13 protein-coding genes are annotated in these 15,826 nt (G+C 40.0%); 9 read left to right on the top strand and 4 right to left on the bottom strand.

Translation table 11 applies throughout. The annotated features are described in order from the left end of the window. Positions 1-56 precede the first annotated feature (56 nt). The gene (locus tag QNI15_RS29180; RefSeq protein ID WP_313986271.1) at positions 57-1,136 is read right to left on the bottom strand and encodes an LptF/LptG family permease; all 1,080 of its coding nucleotides are present in this window, start codon (positions 1,134-1,136) and stop codon (positions 57-59) included. Between the two features lie 179 nt (positions 1,137-1,315). Here QNI15_RS29180 and QNI15_RS29175 point away from each other — a divergent pair, with 179 nt between their 5' ends. From QNI15_RS29175 to pyrF, 5 genes are all read left to right on the top strand, one after another. Continuing rightward, entirely contained in the window at positions 1,316-2,380 is a 1,065-nt protein-coding gene (locus tag QNI15_RS29175; RefSeq protein WP_314002012.1) for a quinone-dependent dihydroorotate dehydrogenase, read from the top strand. Positions 2,381-2,433: 53 nt separating this feature from the next. Next, positions 2,434-2,874 (top strand): GNAT family N-acetyltransferase, encoded by a 441-nt coding sequence (locus QNI15_RS29170; protein ID WP_313986267.1) that lies wholly within the window; start codon positions 2,434-2,436, stop codon positions 2,872-2,874. A gap of 104 nt (positions 2,875-2,978) precedes the next feature. Then, a complete protein-coding gene (locus QNI15_RS29165) occupies positions 2,979-5,594 on the top strand; it encodes an FtsK/SpoIIIE family DNA translocase (RefSeq protein ID WP_314002008.1) in 2,616 nt (871 codons plus the stop codon). A 126-nt stretch (positions 5,595-5,720) separates the two neighbouring features. Next, positions 5,721-6,362 (top strand): LolA family protein, encoded by a 642-nt coding sequence (locus QNI15_RS29160; protein WP_313986264.1) that lies wholly within the window; start codon positions 5,721-5,723, stop codon positions 6,360-6,362. A gap of 122 nt (positions 6,363-6,484) precedes the next feature. After that, a complete protein-coding gene (gene pyrF, locus QNI15_RS29155) occupies positions 6,485-7,300 on the top strand; it encodes an orotidine-5'-phosphate decarboxylase (protein WP_313986262.1) in 816 nt (271 codons plus the stop codon). Between the two features lie 73 nt (positions 7,301-7,373). Here pyrF and frr read toward each other — a convergent pair whose 3' ends face one another. The 3 genes from frr to QNI15_RS29140 all read right to left on the bottom strand — a co-directional run bounded on the left by frr (position 7,374) and on the right by QNI15_RS29140 (position 9,397). Then, entirely contained in the window at positions 7,374-7,934 is a 561-nt protein-coding gene (gene frr / locus QNI15_RS29150) for a ribosome recycling factor (protein WP_313986260.1), read from the bottom strand. Positions 7,935-8,002: 68 nt separating this feature from the next. Further along, the gene (gene pyrH, locus QNI15_RS29145) at positions 8,003-8,719 is read right to left on the bottom strand and encodes a UMP kinase (protein ID WP_313986258.1); all 717 of its coding nucleotides are present in this window, start codon (positions 8,717-8,719) and stop codon (positions 8,003-8,005) included. A gap of 204 nt (positions 8,720-8,923) precedes the next feature. Then, positions 8,924-9,397, bottom strand: a complete 474-nt coding sequence (locus QNI15_RS29140) for a biotin/lipoyl-containing protein (RefSeq protein ID WP_314035201.1) — start codon at positions 9,395-9,397, stop codon at positions 8,924-8,926. A 164-nt stretch (positions 9,398-9,561) separates the two neighbouring features. Between QNI15_RS29140 and QNI15_RS29135 the strand changes: the two genes are divergently transcribed. The 4 genes from QNI15_RS29135 to QNI15_RS29120 all read left to right on the top strand — a co-directional run bounded on the left by QNI15_RS29135 (position 9,562) and on the right by QNI15_RS29120 (position 15,811). Then, positions 9,562-12,192, top strand: coding sequence for a M1 family metallopeptidase (locus QNI15_RS29135; RefSeq protein ID WP_314035200.1), 2,631 nt, complete (start codon positions 9,562-9,564; stop codon positions 12,190-12,192). A 393-nt stretch (positions 12,193-12,585) separates the two neighbouring features. Beyond that, positions 12,586-13,506, top strand: a complete 921-nt coding sequence (locus QNI15_RS29130) for a sugar phosphate isomerase/epimerase family protein (RefSeq protein WP_314035199.1) — start codon at positions 12,586-12,588, stop codon at positions 13,504-13,506. A gap of 25 nt (positions 13,507-13,531) precedes the next feature. Next, positions 13,532-14,359: a 3-keto-disaccharide hydrolase gene (locus QNI15_RS29125; RefSeq protein WP_314035198.1), complete on the top strand. Its 828-nt coding sequence runs from the start codon at positions 13,532-13,534 to the stop codon at positions 14,357-14,359. A gap of 105 nt (positions 14,360-14,464) precedes the next feature. Next, positions 14,465-15,811 carry a Gfo/Idh/MocA family oxidoreductase gene (locus QNI15_RS29120; RefSeq protein WP_314035196.1) on the top strand — a complete coding sequence of 449 codons (1,347 nt, stop codon included), beginning with the start codon at positions 14,465-14,467 and terminating at the stop codon, positions 15,809-15,811. Positions 15,812-15,826 lie beyond the last annotated feature (15 nt).

The following is a 15,826-nucleotide window of genomic DNA, read 5'->3' as shown; positions in this document are numbered from 1 at the left end:
AAAAGAACCCCTCATTGATGAGGGGTTCCAATATATAGTATGATAGAGATCAGACGCTACCTTGGCACAACAAAATACAAGATAAAGCTCAAGACCGCAAATATAAAGTTTGGAATCCATACAGCCACCATAGGTGGAATAGAACCAATCTGTGCCAGTGTTTTACCCATAATAAAGATCAGAATGTATGCGAAAGCCAGTACAAACCCAAATGCGATCTGGAAACCAACACCTTGCCGACTTTTTCGGGCAGATACAATTACCCCCATCATAGTCAGAATCATAATGGCAAACGGACTGGTAAAACGCAGATACTTTTCAATCTGATAAATCTCTACTCCATCATCTCCCCGTTTAATCAACTCTCCAATCAGGTCTTCCAGTTCTGTCAGGGTATACGTTTCATATTGCATGTAGTTGTTGCCAAAATCGGCAGGCACCAGATTGGGAACAATGGTATCTTTCTGTATTCCGGAAGAAATTGTCTCCTTTAAACCATCGAAGGTATGAATGCGGTAATCAGTCAGCTTCCATTTACTCTTTTCAGGAATCCAGGTAACCGATTGAGCAAAAAGCTTTGCCTTCATTTCGGTTCCTATAATTTTCTCTTCTGTAAACCGATATCCTATATCACGGCTATTATCATAACTTTCCAGGTATACATACAGATCCGGAGCAACCTTACGATGGATATTTCGTCCACTAAAATAAAACTGGTCTTTGGTGTATTTTTTCTCAAACGCCAGTCTGGTTTTATTCGCATTCGGTATAACCCATCCAGTAAGGTAGAAAATCATCGCTCCCACCACACAGGAACCTATCAAATAGGGCACTAGCACTCTTCGAAAGCTTACCCCACTACTGAGTATGGCAATAATTTCTGTACGGGCAGCCAGCTGTGCCGTCACAAATACAGTGGCAATAAATACTGTAATCGGACTTAGCAGGTTTGCATAGTATGGAATAAAATTCAGATAATAATCAAAGATAATGGCTTTTAATGGTGCATTCCGTTTGATAAAATCATCCATTTTCTCCACTACATCAATCACCACAATAATCGCCATCAGAATCCCTACCACAAATATAAATGTGGAGAGATATTTCTTAATAATATACCAGTCAAGGATTTTCATTCGAATCGTATAGTCTACCTGTATCTGAAATCACAAATGTAAACCTAAATTTCCTCAAAAATAATACCGGGCTATTCTGTAAAGAACCAAAACAGATTCATTTTTAAAAATAATAGCTTTTTCTCAAAAGCTGATCACACACTCATCAATAAACACAAAGGAATATTATCTTTGCAGGCATGTACAGATATGTTCTCCAACCCCTCTTCTTCTTATTAGATGCAGAAAAAGCGCATCATACTGTTTTTAACCTGGTTAAGTTCTTATTCCGGATACCCTTGGTGCCATCTATCTTCCGGGGATTATATCATATAGCCCACCCCAAACTGGAAAGAGAATTATTTGGTATTCGTTTCCCCAATCCAGTAGGTATTGCAGCAGGTTTTGATAAAAATGCCGAACTAATTACCGAACTGGCAGATCTGGGTTTTGGATTTATTGAAATCGGAACGGTTACTCCCCTTGCTCAGCCAGGTAATCCTAAACCCCGCATGTTTCGTCTTAAGGAAGACAAAGCATTGATTAATAGAATGGGATTCAATAATGAAGGTGCACAGGCAGCGGCCACCCGCATCCGGAAAATTCGCAAAGCAGAAGCTCAAAACCCTCAACGTAAACGGGTAATTATAGGCGGAAACATTGGAAAGAATAAAGATACATCAAATGAAAACGCTGTTAAAGACTACGAAATCTGTTTTGACGTTTTATTTGATGAAGTAGATTACTTTGTAGTAAATGTAAGTTCACCTAATACACCTGGCCTACGAGATTTACAGGATAAAGAACCGTTAATGAAATTACTACAAACTTTGCAGGATAAAAATTATCGCAAACCAATACCTAAGCCCATTTTATTGAAGATTGCGCCAGATTTAACAGAAAAAATGCTGGACGACATTATTGATATTGTACAGCAAACCAAAATTGCCGGTGTAATAGCAACCAATACAACGATTAGCCGTTCAGGATTACAATCAGATCTTTCAGCTATACCTAGCCCTGAGGCTGGAGGAGTGAGTGGACAGCCACTTACCAAACGAGCCACAGAAGTAATTCGTTACCTGCATCAAAAATCTGGAGGAACATTTCCTATTATAGGAGTAGGCGGTATTGCGTCTCCGGAAGATGCACAGGAGAAACTGGCAGCGGGTGCTTCACTGATTCAGTTATACACAGGATTTATCTATGAAGGGCCGGGCATTGCTAAGAAGATTAATCGGGCAATCCTGAAAAATAATATGTAATTTTGTTTATATCAGGAGAGTCCAACGAACCTAAACAAACCGAAACCAAATCTATGCAACTTGAAAATGGTGAATACACCATCAGTACAGACAAAAGCAGATTGGATATTCCTTTAATCCATCATTTTCTGAGTACGAAATCTTACTGGGCTATTAATATTCCTTATCAGACCGTTCAAAAATCTATTGAGAATTCACTTTGTTTTGGTGTATATCAGGGAACACAACAGGTAGGTTTTGCACGTGTCATTACTGACTTTGCCACAGTTGCCTATTTAGGAGATGTATTCATACAAGAAGAATACCGAAAAAATGGTTTATCCAAATGGTTGGTAGAAACGATAACTTCTCATCCTGAATTACAAGGCCTTCGCCGTTGGGTATTGCTTACATCCGATGCACATACGCTTTATGAAAAATACGGATTTAAAGTAGCTGCCCGTCCCGAAAACTGGATGGAAAAACACAATCCGGATGTATACAAAACTGTATAATAGTACATAGTTCTCGGAATAGAGATCAATTACACATAAATATTCTAATACTATATATATAACAAACTTTCTTTTCGTAGAAAAAGATTTTGGAGTGAGGACAGATGGCAAAAAACACTTACAACAAGTCAGGTAATAACGGAAACTCTTATCGCAAAGAGAAAGAGCCTGAAGAGAAAAAAAGCACCCCCAAACGTCGTGGAAACAACCGTTGGGAACGAATGACTGCAGCCTTTAGTGATCCCCGAATGAAGCTTTCACTTGGCTTATTGCTACTGTTTCTATCATTTTTTCTCTCGATTGCATTCATTTCGTATTTGTTTACAGGCAAAGCAGACCAAAGCATGGTAGGCTCTGTCAATGAAACTCCTATTCGTGAAGCAGGAGCAGAAACCGAAAACTGGTTGGGAGTTACAGGAGCATTCCTGGCTCACTGGCTTATCTATAAATGGTTTGGAATAGCAGCATTTTTACTTATTCCTATCCTGTTTCTTGGTGGCTATAAAATTGTATTCAAACGTGAGTTGTTTCCAATTGGACGGATGACTCAGTTTTCCCTGTTTACAGCCATCTGGCTTAGTTCGTTGTTAGGTTATTTGGTTCTGACAACTCAACAACAGGAGTGGCTAGGCTTTTTGAGTGGTGGGATAGGATACGAATTAGCCTCGTTTAGCCATGATCTGCTGGGATGGGGCACTCTCCTGCTAATTGCCTTTGCACTGGTGGTATTTATCATTTACTTCTTTAATGTTACAACGATTCGCAGCTTCAATGTAAAAATCAATGAAACGATTCGTGAAATTGAAGAAGCTGGAAAAGAAGAGGTACATATACCTGAAGTTCCTGTAGTAGTGCCAAGCCAATGGAATACTATCCCTACAAACAATGATCCGGATTTGGCAAAGTTTGCTGTGGCAGTAGATAAAGTAGAAAAAATAGCTGTAGAAAAACCAGAGGTGGAACCAGTTGGACAGTCTATGCATTTTGAAACCAACCTTACCACACCTAAACGGGATATTCCTCGTAAGCCGACAACAGAAGTTGCATTTAGCATTGAACAACCCAATATAGCAGATATACCACTTACAACAGGAAGTCCGATCAAAACGGAGATACCTTTTAAGATAGAAGACTCGCTTCCAATCACAGAGAATATTCCTGTCCTTCCATTTGATAAGGATGCTCTTCCTCCAGACTTGCCTAACTATGACCCAACATTGGATCTGGCACATTACCAATATCCATCATTAGATCTTTTGGACGAACAACCTATAGAAAAAGCCCATGTGTCTGTTGAAGAACTGGAAGCGAATAAAGATAAGATTGTTGAAACCTTAGGCCACTATGGAATAGGGATTGCCTCAATCAAAGCAACCATTGGACCAACAGTAACACTGTATGAGATCATTCCGGAAGCGGGTATCCGGATCTCGAAGATCAAAAGTCTGGAAGATGATATTGCACTTAGCTTAGCGGCTTTGGGTATACGTATTATTGCTCCGATTCCAGGTAAAGGAACCATCGGTATTGAGGTTCCAAATAAAAAGCGGGAAATGGTGAGTATCAAGTCTGTTATGCTATCACCAGCCTTCCAGAAAAGTGACAAGGATTTACCCGTTGTGATGGGAAAAACTATCTCAAATGAAGTTTTTGTAACGGATCTTTCCAAAATGCCACACTTGCTGATGGCAGGAGCTACTGGTCAGGGTAAGTCTGTGGGATTAAATGTTGTGCTAGCTTCATTAATTTACAAAAAACATCCTTCGGAGCTCAAGTTTGTTCTTGTTGACCCTAAAAAAGTAGAATTAACACTATTCAATAAAATAGAACGTCATTTCCTGGCAAAGCTTCCAGGTGATGAAGATGCCATCATTACAGATACAAAGAAAGTAGTACATACATTGAACTCGCTTTGTGTGGAAATGGACCTTCGCTATGACCTGTTGCGGGACGCAGAATGCCGGAATCTGAAAGAATACAATACAAAGTTTGTTAATCGACGGCTAAATCCGGAGAAAGGGCATCGTTTTTTACCTTATATCGTATTGGTAGTGGATGAGTTGGCAGATTTGATGATGACAGCAGGAAAAGAAGTAGAACAACCTATTGCACGCTTAGCCCAATTAGCCCGTGCTATTGGTATTCACTTAGTTGTTGCAACACAGCGTCCATCTGTTAACGTTATTACAGGTATTATCAAAGCGAACTTTCCGGCACGTTTATCGTTTAAGGTTACATCAAAGATTGACTCACGCACAATCCTGGATACAGGTGGTGCAGATCAGCTAGTTGGACAGGGAGATATGTTGTTAATGATGGGTTCGGAAATTATTCGTTTACAGTGTCCTTTTGTAAAAACAGAAGAAGTAGAGAGAATCTGTGATTTCGTAGGCGGACAACGGGGGTATCCAAATGCCTATCAGCTTCCGGAATTTGAAGGTGATGATAGTGGTAGTGGAAAAGAAGATATAGATCTTGCAAACAGGGACTCCATGTTTGAAGAAGCCGCACGAATTATTGTTCAGCATCAACAAGGAAGTACATCACTATTACAACGTCGTCTGAAATTGGGATATAACCGCGCAGGACGATTAATTGACCAACTGGAGGCCGCAGGAATTGTAGGCCCTTTTGAAGGTAGTAAAGCCCGTGAAGTGCTTATTCCGGACGAATATTCCTTGGAACAGTTGATAAACAAAATGAATGATGACAGGAAATAAAAGACAACTTTTAGCACCTGTTAAAATAACGGCAAGCTTTTTGTAACACAAATAATATATCTAACTAAACCAATTCACTACTTTCTTATCTAACGTAGTATATTTGCGCAGTAAAACTCGAAAAAAATGAAACGTTTATTCTTATTCGCAGCGAGTGTATGGATGAGCTTCTCGGTAGCTCAGGCACAAAACAATGATCCTAAAGCTGGGGAGATATTAGAAGCAATGAGCAGTAAATACAAATCTGTTAAAGGCTTCAAAGCGACCTTTTCCTATTCTATGGAAAGCCCAGGTAGTGGGATAAAAGAAAACGCAACAGGCGAAATTGTTGTTAAGGACAGCAAATTTTATCTGAAACTAGGTGGCCAGGAAGTCATAAACAATGGTAGTACTGTATGGACCTATCTGAAAGATGCTAATGAAGTAACTATTACAGATTACGAACCAGATGACGATGATATTACACCATCTAATATCTATAATGTGTATAAAAAAGGCTACAAATATACATTGGTACCCAAAGAAAGTAACAAGGTAGATGATGTGATTGATCTAACTCCTGACAACAAAAACAGTCAGGTAAATAAAATCAGAATCATCGTTAACAAAAAAGATAAAAGCATTAAAAGCTTTAAGACATTTGAAAGAAATGGTAATAAATACAACTATACTATTACCAATTTTACTCCTACAGCTGTAGATGATAAAACTTTTGTATTTGACAAAACAAAATACAAAGGAGTAGAAGTAGAAGACCTACGTAACTAATCAGGAGTAATCTCCATAATAAATAGTAATATTATTCTGAAAAAGTCCGGTCGCAATGCCGGACTTTTTATTTTTGTGGCAATATTTTTTTTAAGTTCAGCAGATAACATTCAAATAGCAACATGAATAAATCAGACCTGTTTCGCCACATACAACAAAAACAGTCATATCTATGTGTAGGATTGGATACGGACATCCAGAAAATTCCTTCCCATTTGCAACGTACCAGTGACCCGATTTTTGAATTCAACAAACAAATTATAGATGCTACAGCTGATTACTGTGTTGCCTATAAACCCAATATAGCCTTCTATGAAGCACATGGAGCCAAAGGCTGGGAAAGCTTGCAAAAAACGATAGAATATATTCCTAAAGAGTTTTTTACGATTGCAGATGCCAAGCGGGGAGATATTGGCAATACATCCGGACTCTATGCAAGGGCATTCTTTGAACAGATGAATTTTGATTCTATTACGGTAGCACCGTATATGGGAAAAGATTCTGTAGAACCATTTCTGGCATTTGAAGACAAATGGGTCATACTTCTTGCCTTAACATCCAATACAGGCAGTCACGACTTTCAGACGCTTCCACTAAAAAGTAGCCAGCCTCTCTTTGAGCAAGTTATTGAAACCTCTCAGAAATGGGCAGGTGCTGATAAAATGATGTATGTCATTGGTGCCACACAAGCCGAACAACTTGGACGTATCCGGCAACTAGTACCTGGTCATTTTTTGCTCGTACCTGGTGTAGGTGCTCAAGGAGGAGATCTGGAAGAAGTATCCCGTATCGGGCTCAATAAAGAATGTGGACTACTGATCAATTCGTCTCGTTCTATCTTATATGCATCCTCAGGTGAAGATTTCGCCAGACAGGCTGCTACTGAAGCGCAAAAACTACAACAGCAAATGGCTACCATGCTGGAGAAATATTGTTAATCACCCCATTGCTATAAATGTAAAGAGCCAGTGTACACTGGCTCTTTACATTTATCCATAAAAAGAAATACGATCAGATAGTCATTATTTCGGTTTCTTTTTTGGCAGACAATTCATCGGCTTTAGCTATATATTGATCTGTCAATGCCTGTACCTTTTCCTCAGCACGTTTGATATCATCTTCAGACGCACCTTCTTTCAATAATTTCCGCAAAGCCTCATTCGTTTCTTTCCGCACGTTACGAATACTTACTTTGCCACTTTCTACTTCATTCCGTGAACGCTTTACCAACTCTTTCCGACGTTCTTCACTCAAAGGCGGAATGTTAATCCGAATCATCTCTCCGTCATTTTGTGGATTCACTCCCAGATCACTATTACGGATTGCTTTCTCTACCTCACCAATCAACTTTTTGTCAAATGGCTTGATAGCAATAGTTCGGGCATCTGGTGCAGTTACAGACGACATCTGATTCAGAGGGGTAGGACTACCATAGTATTCTACCACAATACCATCAAGCATATTGGTTGTAGCCCGGCCTGCGCGGATACGGGATAGTTCTATGATTGTATGCTGCATGGACTTTTCCATATCAGTTTTGGCCTCATCCAGATAAAACTGTATCTCTTCCATTTTTATTAGTTATAAATTTAAAAACCAGGTTTTAAGTCCTTGTATAATTAATTTGTAATACGAGTTAATTATTCTCCGTTCATTGTCACTAAGGTACCTACATCTTTGCCACTTACCAGATCAAACAGGTTACCAGCTTTATTCATATCAAACACAATGATAGGAAGGTTATTTTCCTTACAAAGTGTAAAGGCAGTCATATCCATGATATTAAGCCCCTTTGCATATACCTCTTCAAACGAAATATGTGCATAACGGGTTGCTGTGGGGTCTTTTTCAGGATCAGCGGTATAAATACCATCTACACGGGTTCCTTTCAACACTACATCTGCTTCAATTTCAATAGCCCGTAAGCTAGCGGTAGTATCTGTTGTGAAATAAGGATTACCAATCCCTGCCCCAAAGATTACAGTACGGCCTTTTTCCAGGTGACGTACAGCCCGGCGACGAATAAAAGGCTCACAAACCTGATCGATACGGATACCAGACATTAACCGTGTGTAAATACCATGACTCTCCATAGAACTCTGTACAGCCATAGCGTTAATCACAGTAGCTAACATCCCCATATAATCTCCCTGAACGCGATCAATGCCAGAGTTTTCACCATCCACCCCTCTGAAAATGTTACCACCTCCAATTACAATAGCCACTTCCACACCAGCATCTACTACTCTTTTAACTTCCAGTGCATATTGGGTTAACCGTTTAGAATCAATACCATAGCCTTGTTCACCGGCCAGAGCTTCGCCGCTTAGTTTCAGTAGAATCCGTTTGTATTTCATTCGATCAATTAGTTTTGACCTGTGAGGTCTGGAATGACTTAAGATGAAGTAAGAGATATTAAGGTTGCAGAATAGCTTCCAATAAAGCCGCGCAAAGATAATAAAAAAGTTGAAAGTCGGTTGCGTGTTTTTTAATGGGCAGAAAAAGGTAATTTCTTTCTGTTGCTATTTGTAATCCTGTTATCAAAAAGATAAGTAAAGGCTCTAAAAGGAAAGTAAAATCTGATTTTTCTCTACCGTTTCACCTTTCTTTGCCTTGATTAACTTTACGACGCCATCCGCCGGAGCTTTTATAATATTCTCCATTTTCATTGCTTCCAGAATAATCAATGGATCGCCTTTCTGAACCGATTGTCCTTCTGTTACCTTGATATCCAGAATCAAGCCTGGCATAGGAGCTTTCAGATCTTTAATCTGTTTGTTGCTTCCATTGCCCATACCAAGTTGTTGTAACAACAGATCAAATTTATCCTGGGCTTTCACTTCATAGATCTGCCCATTCACTTTTACAGTAAAGGTTTTCTCTGCATAGTCAGCCTTTACTACTTCCACATTATAGGAGTGGTTATCTTTGAGAATATGAAAAATTCCCGGATGAGTCTCCATAAGATCCAGATCCTGTGCTGCATTTTCATTCAGTTCAAATGTATGTTGGCTGTTAACGACAATTTTCAGCATAAAATCGGTTTTCCTGTTGATAAAAAGATAGATAAAAGCATTACTTGTCTGTCTATATGAAATTTTCCGAAGCTATAGACACATTTTTTCTATTTTAGGCAGCGGTTTGGCCTTGGTCTTCAGTCTCATTGTTATATTTACGCCAAATAAATGAAAGAAATCCAATGCACAAAAAACTGTTTGTTACAATCAGCTTTCTATCGCTGATTTTTTATTTTGACGCCTGTAAATCTTCACAACAGCCTTCCGCTTCTACCAAAGAAACGCAATCTGATACAGCAGCCATTGACTCGGTTGCCTCTGCCGTAATTGATTCATCAGAAGCCGAAGAGACAGAAGGACCTGAAGAGATGTATCCTTATCAACCTGAACGTACACGCAAACACGACTTGATTCACACACGTCTGGAGGTACGATTTGACTGGAACAAACAACATCTACTGGGAACTGCAACACTTACACTTAAACCTCATTTCTATACACAAGACTCTTTGTATCTCGATGCCAAAGGATTTGATATACAAAGTATTGATGTACTGGAAGCAGGCAAAACTACCAAACTTCAGTATGGATATGACCAGAAGATCATAGGAATAAAGTTGGCAAAGCCGATGACACGTAATGATAAGTTTACAGTACAAATTAAATATGTAGCCAAACCTAACGATTTACCCAAAGGAGGTAGTGCGGCTATTACAGAGGATAAAGGGTTATATTTTATCAATCCGGATGGCAAAGATCCCAATAAACCCCGTCAGTTATGGACACAGGGGGAAACTCAGGCTTCTTCCTGCTGGTTCCCGACCATTGACTCTCCTAACGAACGCTGTACAGAGGAAATCTATATTACTGTTGACAAAAACTATGCAACACTGTCCAATGGGCGTCTAATCTCATCCAAACAAAATTCGGATGGTACGCGTACCGATTATTGGAAACAAGATAAACCACATGCACCCTATTTGTTTATGATGGCTGTAGGTGATTTTGCAGTAGTTAAAGACAAGTGGAACAATATTGAACTTAGCTACTGGGTCGATAAATCATATGGAAAATATGCCAAAGATATCTTTGGCCGTACACCAGAGATGCTTACGTTTTTCTCCAAAGTACTGGATTATCCTTATGCATGGGACAAGTTTGCTCAGGTAGTTGTGCATGATTATGTATCAGGAGCTATGGAAAACACCACAGCTGTAGTATTTGGAGATTATGTGCAAAAAGACGATCGTGAACTACTTGACGACACTAATGACGATGTGATTGCCCATGAAATGTTTCACCACTGGTTTGGGGATCTGGTAACCTGCGAATCATGGTCTAACTTACCTCTTAATGAGTCGTTTGCTACTTATGGGGAGTATTTATGGATTGAACACAAACAAGGAAGAAACGAAGCAGATTACCATTTGCAGGCAGATCAGGAACAGTATCTGGCAGAAGCGGAAGGCAAACAGGAATCACTGATTCGCTATTATTATGCAGATAAAGAAGATATGTTTGATGCACACTCCTATCAGAAAGGGGGGCTTATTCTCCATATGCTTCGCAAATATGTAGGGGATGAAGCCTTTTTTAAATCATTGAACCTGTATCTGAAACGTAATGCATTCACTAAAGTAGAAATTCATGACCTGCGCAAAGCATTTGAAGAAGTAACAGGAGAAGATCTAAACTGGTTTTTTGATCAATGGTTTCTGACTGCAGGTCATCCTAAAGTAAAAGTAGCCCATCAATATGCCAATGGAAAAGTGCAGCTACAGATCAGTCAATCGCCAAGCGATGAAGATGTATCTCAAATTTACCGCCTTCCGGTGCAGGTAGAAATCTGGACTGGAGGTAAAAAGACTACACATGAAATCACCATCAATCAGTCTCAGCAGGTATTCGAGTTTCCGGCAGCAGCCAAACCAGACCTGGTTTTGTTTGATGCAGAAACGCAACTTCTGGCAGCTCAGGTTACTCATCCCAAATCAGAAAGTGAACTGGTATATCAGTATTATCATTCAGACAAGTTTCTGGCTCGGTATGAATCATTCAATGAATTGTTTAAAATCCTGACAGATGAGGAAGAAGAGGATGCTGAAACAAAATCCAAAACTCCTGCTCTGAGTAGCAGAAGTCAGGCTATACAACAATTAGCAAAAGATGCATTAAATGATAAATCATGGGTAATTCGCCAAATGGCGGTGCGGAACATTCCGTCAGAAGTCAGCCCTGATTTTGAAACGCTGGCTAAAAAGATTGCGATACAGGACACCCGTTCGTATGTTCGTGCAGAAGCCCTGGGCAAGCTAATCAAATGGCAGGCGGAGAAATACCAGGATGTATTCCGCCAGGCACTTGCCGACAAATCCTATTATGTAGTAGCCACAGCGCTTATTGGCTATCTACGCACCCAACCTGCTGACGCAGAACAACAACTGGCTAGTTTCAAGAAGTATACCAACAATGATATTGTATTGGCTCTGGCATCGTATTACTCACAAACAGGTAATCCGGAAATGTTTGATTGGTTTACAGAGAAATTCAATCGTACAGATATGAACTTCCTATATCCATTCACCCAACTATATGGAGACTATCTGCAGAAACAACCTAGAGATGTTCAGAAAAAAGGGATTACCTATCTGGAAAATATTGCTCGTAACTCCAGCAATGAGTTTGTACGCTTTAATGCCTATCAAACGCTGGGTTTGTTTGAGGAAGTTGAAGGCGTAAAGGAAATGCGCAATGATATACGTTCGAAAGAGACTAGTCCCAAGCTGAGGGAATTTTACGATAACATGAAATAACAACGTAGGAATAGAAAATAGACAACGCCCTTTTCATATAGAAGAGGGCGTTGTTTTTATATAACTGGCATCTATAAAATTACCCTCTGAAACTCCGCTATTTATCCAATAAAAAATAATAATTTTACTAAATCATTTGTTGTTTACAGGATAATTGCAATTTTTAGTATTCAATTATGCAATCGATCAGTTTTTCTCATTTAGAGAAATCAAATATTTGGTAAAAGTATAGCAAAACAGACTATATACTATAGATAAGGGTGAAAACTATTAAAACTAGACTTTCACTACTAAATTATAGGATAAGAGACAAAAGGTAGTAATTCACTCTACAGTATATTTTTTAGAATCTTTCATATTCTGATTTTATTTAATTCATACCCTTCATTACCCATGACACTTCAATCTATTTCCCGTAGAAATTTTCTGAAACAGGCAGGACTATACACCGCGGTAGGTGCTATATCTCCTTCCTTGCTTGCAGCACCCAAACCGTTGTATTCATTTGCCTGCTCAGCCATAACCTGGAATGGCAATGATAAACAAGCTATTCAGGACATTTCTTCATTGGGGCTTACAGGAATTCAGATACGAGCCAATTCATACAAAGAGTATAAAGACAAGGTCGACGAACTGAAAGCGCTATTAACACAGCATAAACTCCAGCTGGCCATGTTTTCAAGTGGCAACGTGGATATAGATCCGGCAGTAGAGAAAAGTCAGTTGGAAATGCATGTGAATCATGCCCGGTTTGTAAAAGCCCTGGGAGGTCATGCAATTCAGCTTACCAACAGTTCCCGCCCTAAAGATCGCCAGCCAACTACTGAGCAACTCAAGCGGTATGCTCAACTGCTGAATGAAGTAGGTAAACGAGCAGCAGACGAAGGTATACAAGCTGTGTATCATAACCATATGCACCAGTTGGGAGAAACACCTCAAGAGGTAGACATTATTCTCCAGAATACCAATCCCAAGTATATCAAATTCCTGTTAGACATTGCCCATTACTGGCAAGGAGGCGGAGATCCGGCTAAAGCAGCCCGTGACTATAAAAGTATCTTACACACACTACATATTAAAGATGTAAAACGTCCTAATCCTAATCACACAGACGATCCCAAATCGTATCAGTTTGTAGAACTAGGTCAGGGAAATATGGATCTGCCAGCCTTTTTCTCAACATTGAATGATATTAAGTTCAAAGGGTGGGCTGTGATAGAACTAGATTCAGTACCTGACCCCTCCCGAACAGCATTGCAATGCAATAAAATCAGTAAAGAGTATCTACAATCCAAAGTAGGTGCTCAGTTTTAATATACGCTATACTCCCTAATTCACTATGTACCTTATCAACGGCATTAAAATCACTGTATTCTCATTGAGTGTTATCAGCCTGTTTTCCTGTTCTTCTAACGAAAAGAAGGAAGAAGATACAACACAAACAACTGCTGATACAGTAACACAAGCGACCACTGCCTCCAACGACTCTTTTAATCAGCTAACCGAACAGGAAACCAAAGAAGGATGGAAATTATTGTTTGACGGAAAAACAACGAATGGCTGGCGGGGAGCTTACATGACAACATTTCCTGAAAAAGGCTGGACAGTAAAAGATGGCACACTCACTGTGGAGGCATCAGATGGAGCAGAATCCCAACATGGCGGAGATATTGTGACAAATGATGAATATACCAATTTTGACCTTCGGTTTGAATTCAAACTGACAGACAGTGCCAATAGTGGTGTCAAATATTTTGTAGTAGAACAGCAACCTAAACCGAAAGGGTCCGCCTTCGGACTTGAGTTTCAGGTATTAGATGACGATAAACATCCGGATGCAAAAAAAGGGCGTGATGGCAATCGTACAGTAGGTTCATTATATGATCTGATCACAGCCAAAGACAAAGCCGCAAAGCCTATAGGCGAGTGGAACGAAGGACGTGTACTGGTTCAAGGCAAACACGTAGAACACTGGTTAAACGGCAAAAAAGTGGTAGAGTATGAACGTGGCAGCGAAGACTTCAGAAAACTTGTAGGTATGAGCAAATATGCAGCTCCGGAATACAACGCCAATGGACGTTTTGGAGAAGCAATCAAAGGCCATATCCTGCTACAGGATCATGGAGATGAAGTATCATTCCGAAATATTAAGATTAAAACATTATAATATATCCGGGCAGAATAGCTTCCTGCCGGAATAAGCGAAGTAAAGGCGTTTCTTGATAAAACGAGTAAAGTAATTATTCCACATCCTGATTCAGATAGTATTTCCATGGAAAACAATCATCAAACCTCCCGCCGTGATTTTCTAAAGAAGACCGCTCTGGGAACAGCCGGATTAGCCATGAGCATGAGTGCATCCAGTTATGCACGTATCATTGGCTCAAATGACAGAGTACGGGTAGGCATTGTTGGCTTTTCGGATCGATTCCGTCAGTCACTGTTGCCTGCATTTATGAATCATGCCAAAGAACTTAATTTTGAACTTGTTGGGGTATCCGATCTCTGGAATCGCCGTCGGGATGAATGTGAAGCTCACCTGAAGGACAAACCCAATGTAAACAAAAAGTTTTTCAAAGTCCGAAACAATGATGAATTGTATGCGCGTAAAGATGTAGATGCTGTTATTATCAGTACTGCCGACTTTCAGCATGCACTACACTGTGTGGAAGCTGTACGGTCAGGCCGCGACGCCTATGTAGAGAAGCCCTTTGCAGAATCTCTGGATGATGCAAAAGCAGCCCTCAAAGCAGTAGAAGAAACAGGTAAAATCGTTCAGATTGGTTCTCAACGCCGTAGTGCACCAAATTACTGGGCAGCCAATGACTATATCAAATCCGGCAAGTTCGGCGATATCAGTATGGTTGAAATGACCTGGAATGTAAATCAGCCGGGTCGGTGGCGCCGCCCTCAGCTTGTAGCTGAGATAAAAAAAGAAGATATAGACTGGGATCGTTTCCTTCTCAATCGTCCTAAAGTAGAATGGAATCCTCGTTATTATCTGGAGTACCGCTTGTTCTATCCGTATTCTTCAGGCATTCCGGGACAGTGGATGAGCCATCAGATAGATACCGTACACTGGTTCTCTGGTTATGATCATCCAAGAAGTGTAGTGGCCAATGGAGGTATTTATGTATGGAAAGATGGCCGTATGAATGCGGATACATTCACTGCTGTATTTGATTACGGTCCGGACAATGATCCAACCAAAGGCTTTCAGGTATTGTATTCTTCCCGTATGCATAATGAAGCAGGTGGCGTGAAAGAATATTATTTCTCCAATGGAGGAATGATCAATCTGGATACCAATAAAATTTCTCCGGAAGGTGGTCTAAAGGCAGAATATGCCAAGGCGATGAACATGCAACCTAACTTACTGGCAGAAACCTCCTTGCGTTCGGATATAAAAATGGAAACCGGAGCCAATACAGGAGGTGACCCAATGACATCTCTGCATATGCGTAACTGGCTGGAATGTGTACGAAGTCGTAAGCAACCCAATGCATCTGTAAAAGCCGGATATAATCATTCTGTTGCAAACATCATGGCTACCAAGGCATTGCATACAGGCAAACGAGTCACTTTTGATGCGCAGAAACAGGAAATTATTACGAGTTAATATCTTTTCTGTTTT

The sequence above is a fragment of the Xanthocytophaga flava genome (assembly GCF_030068545.1).
Taxonomy (GTDB): Bacteria; Bacteroidota; Bacteroidia; order Cytophagales; family 172606-1; genus Xanthocytophaga; species Xanthocytophaga flava.
The sequence above is the reverse complement of the archived record's forward strand: the minus strand, read 5'-3'. Positions and strand labels throughout refer to the sequence as shown.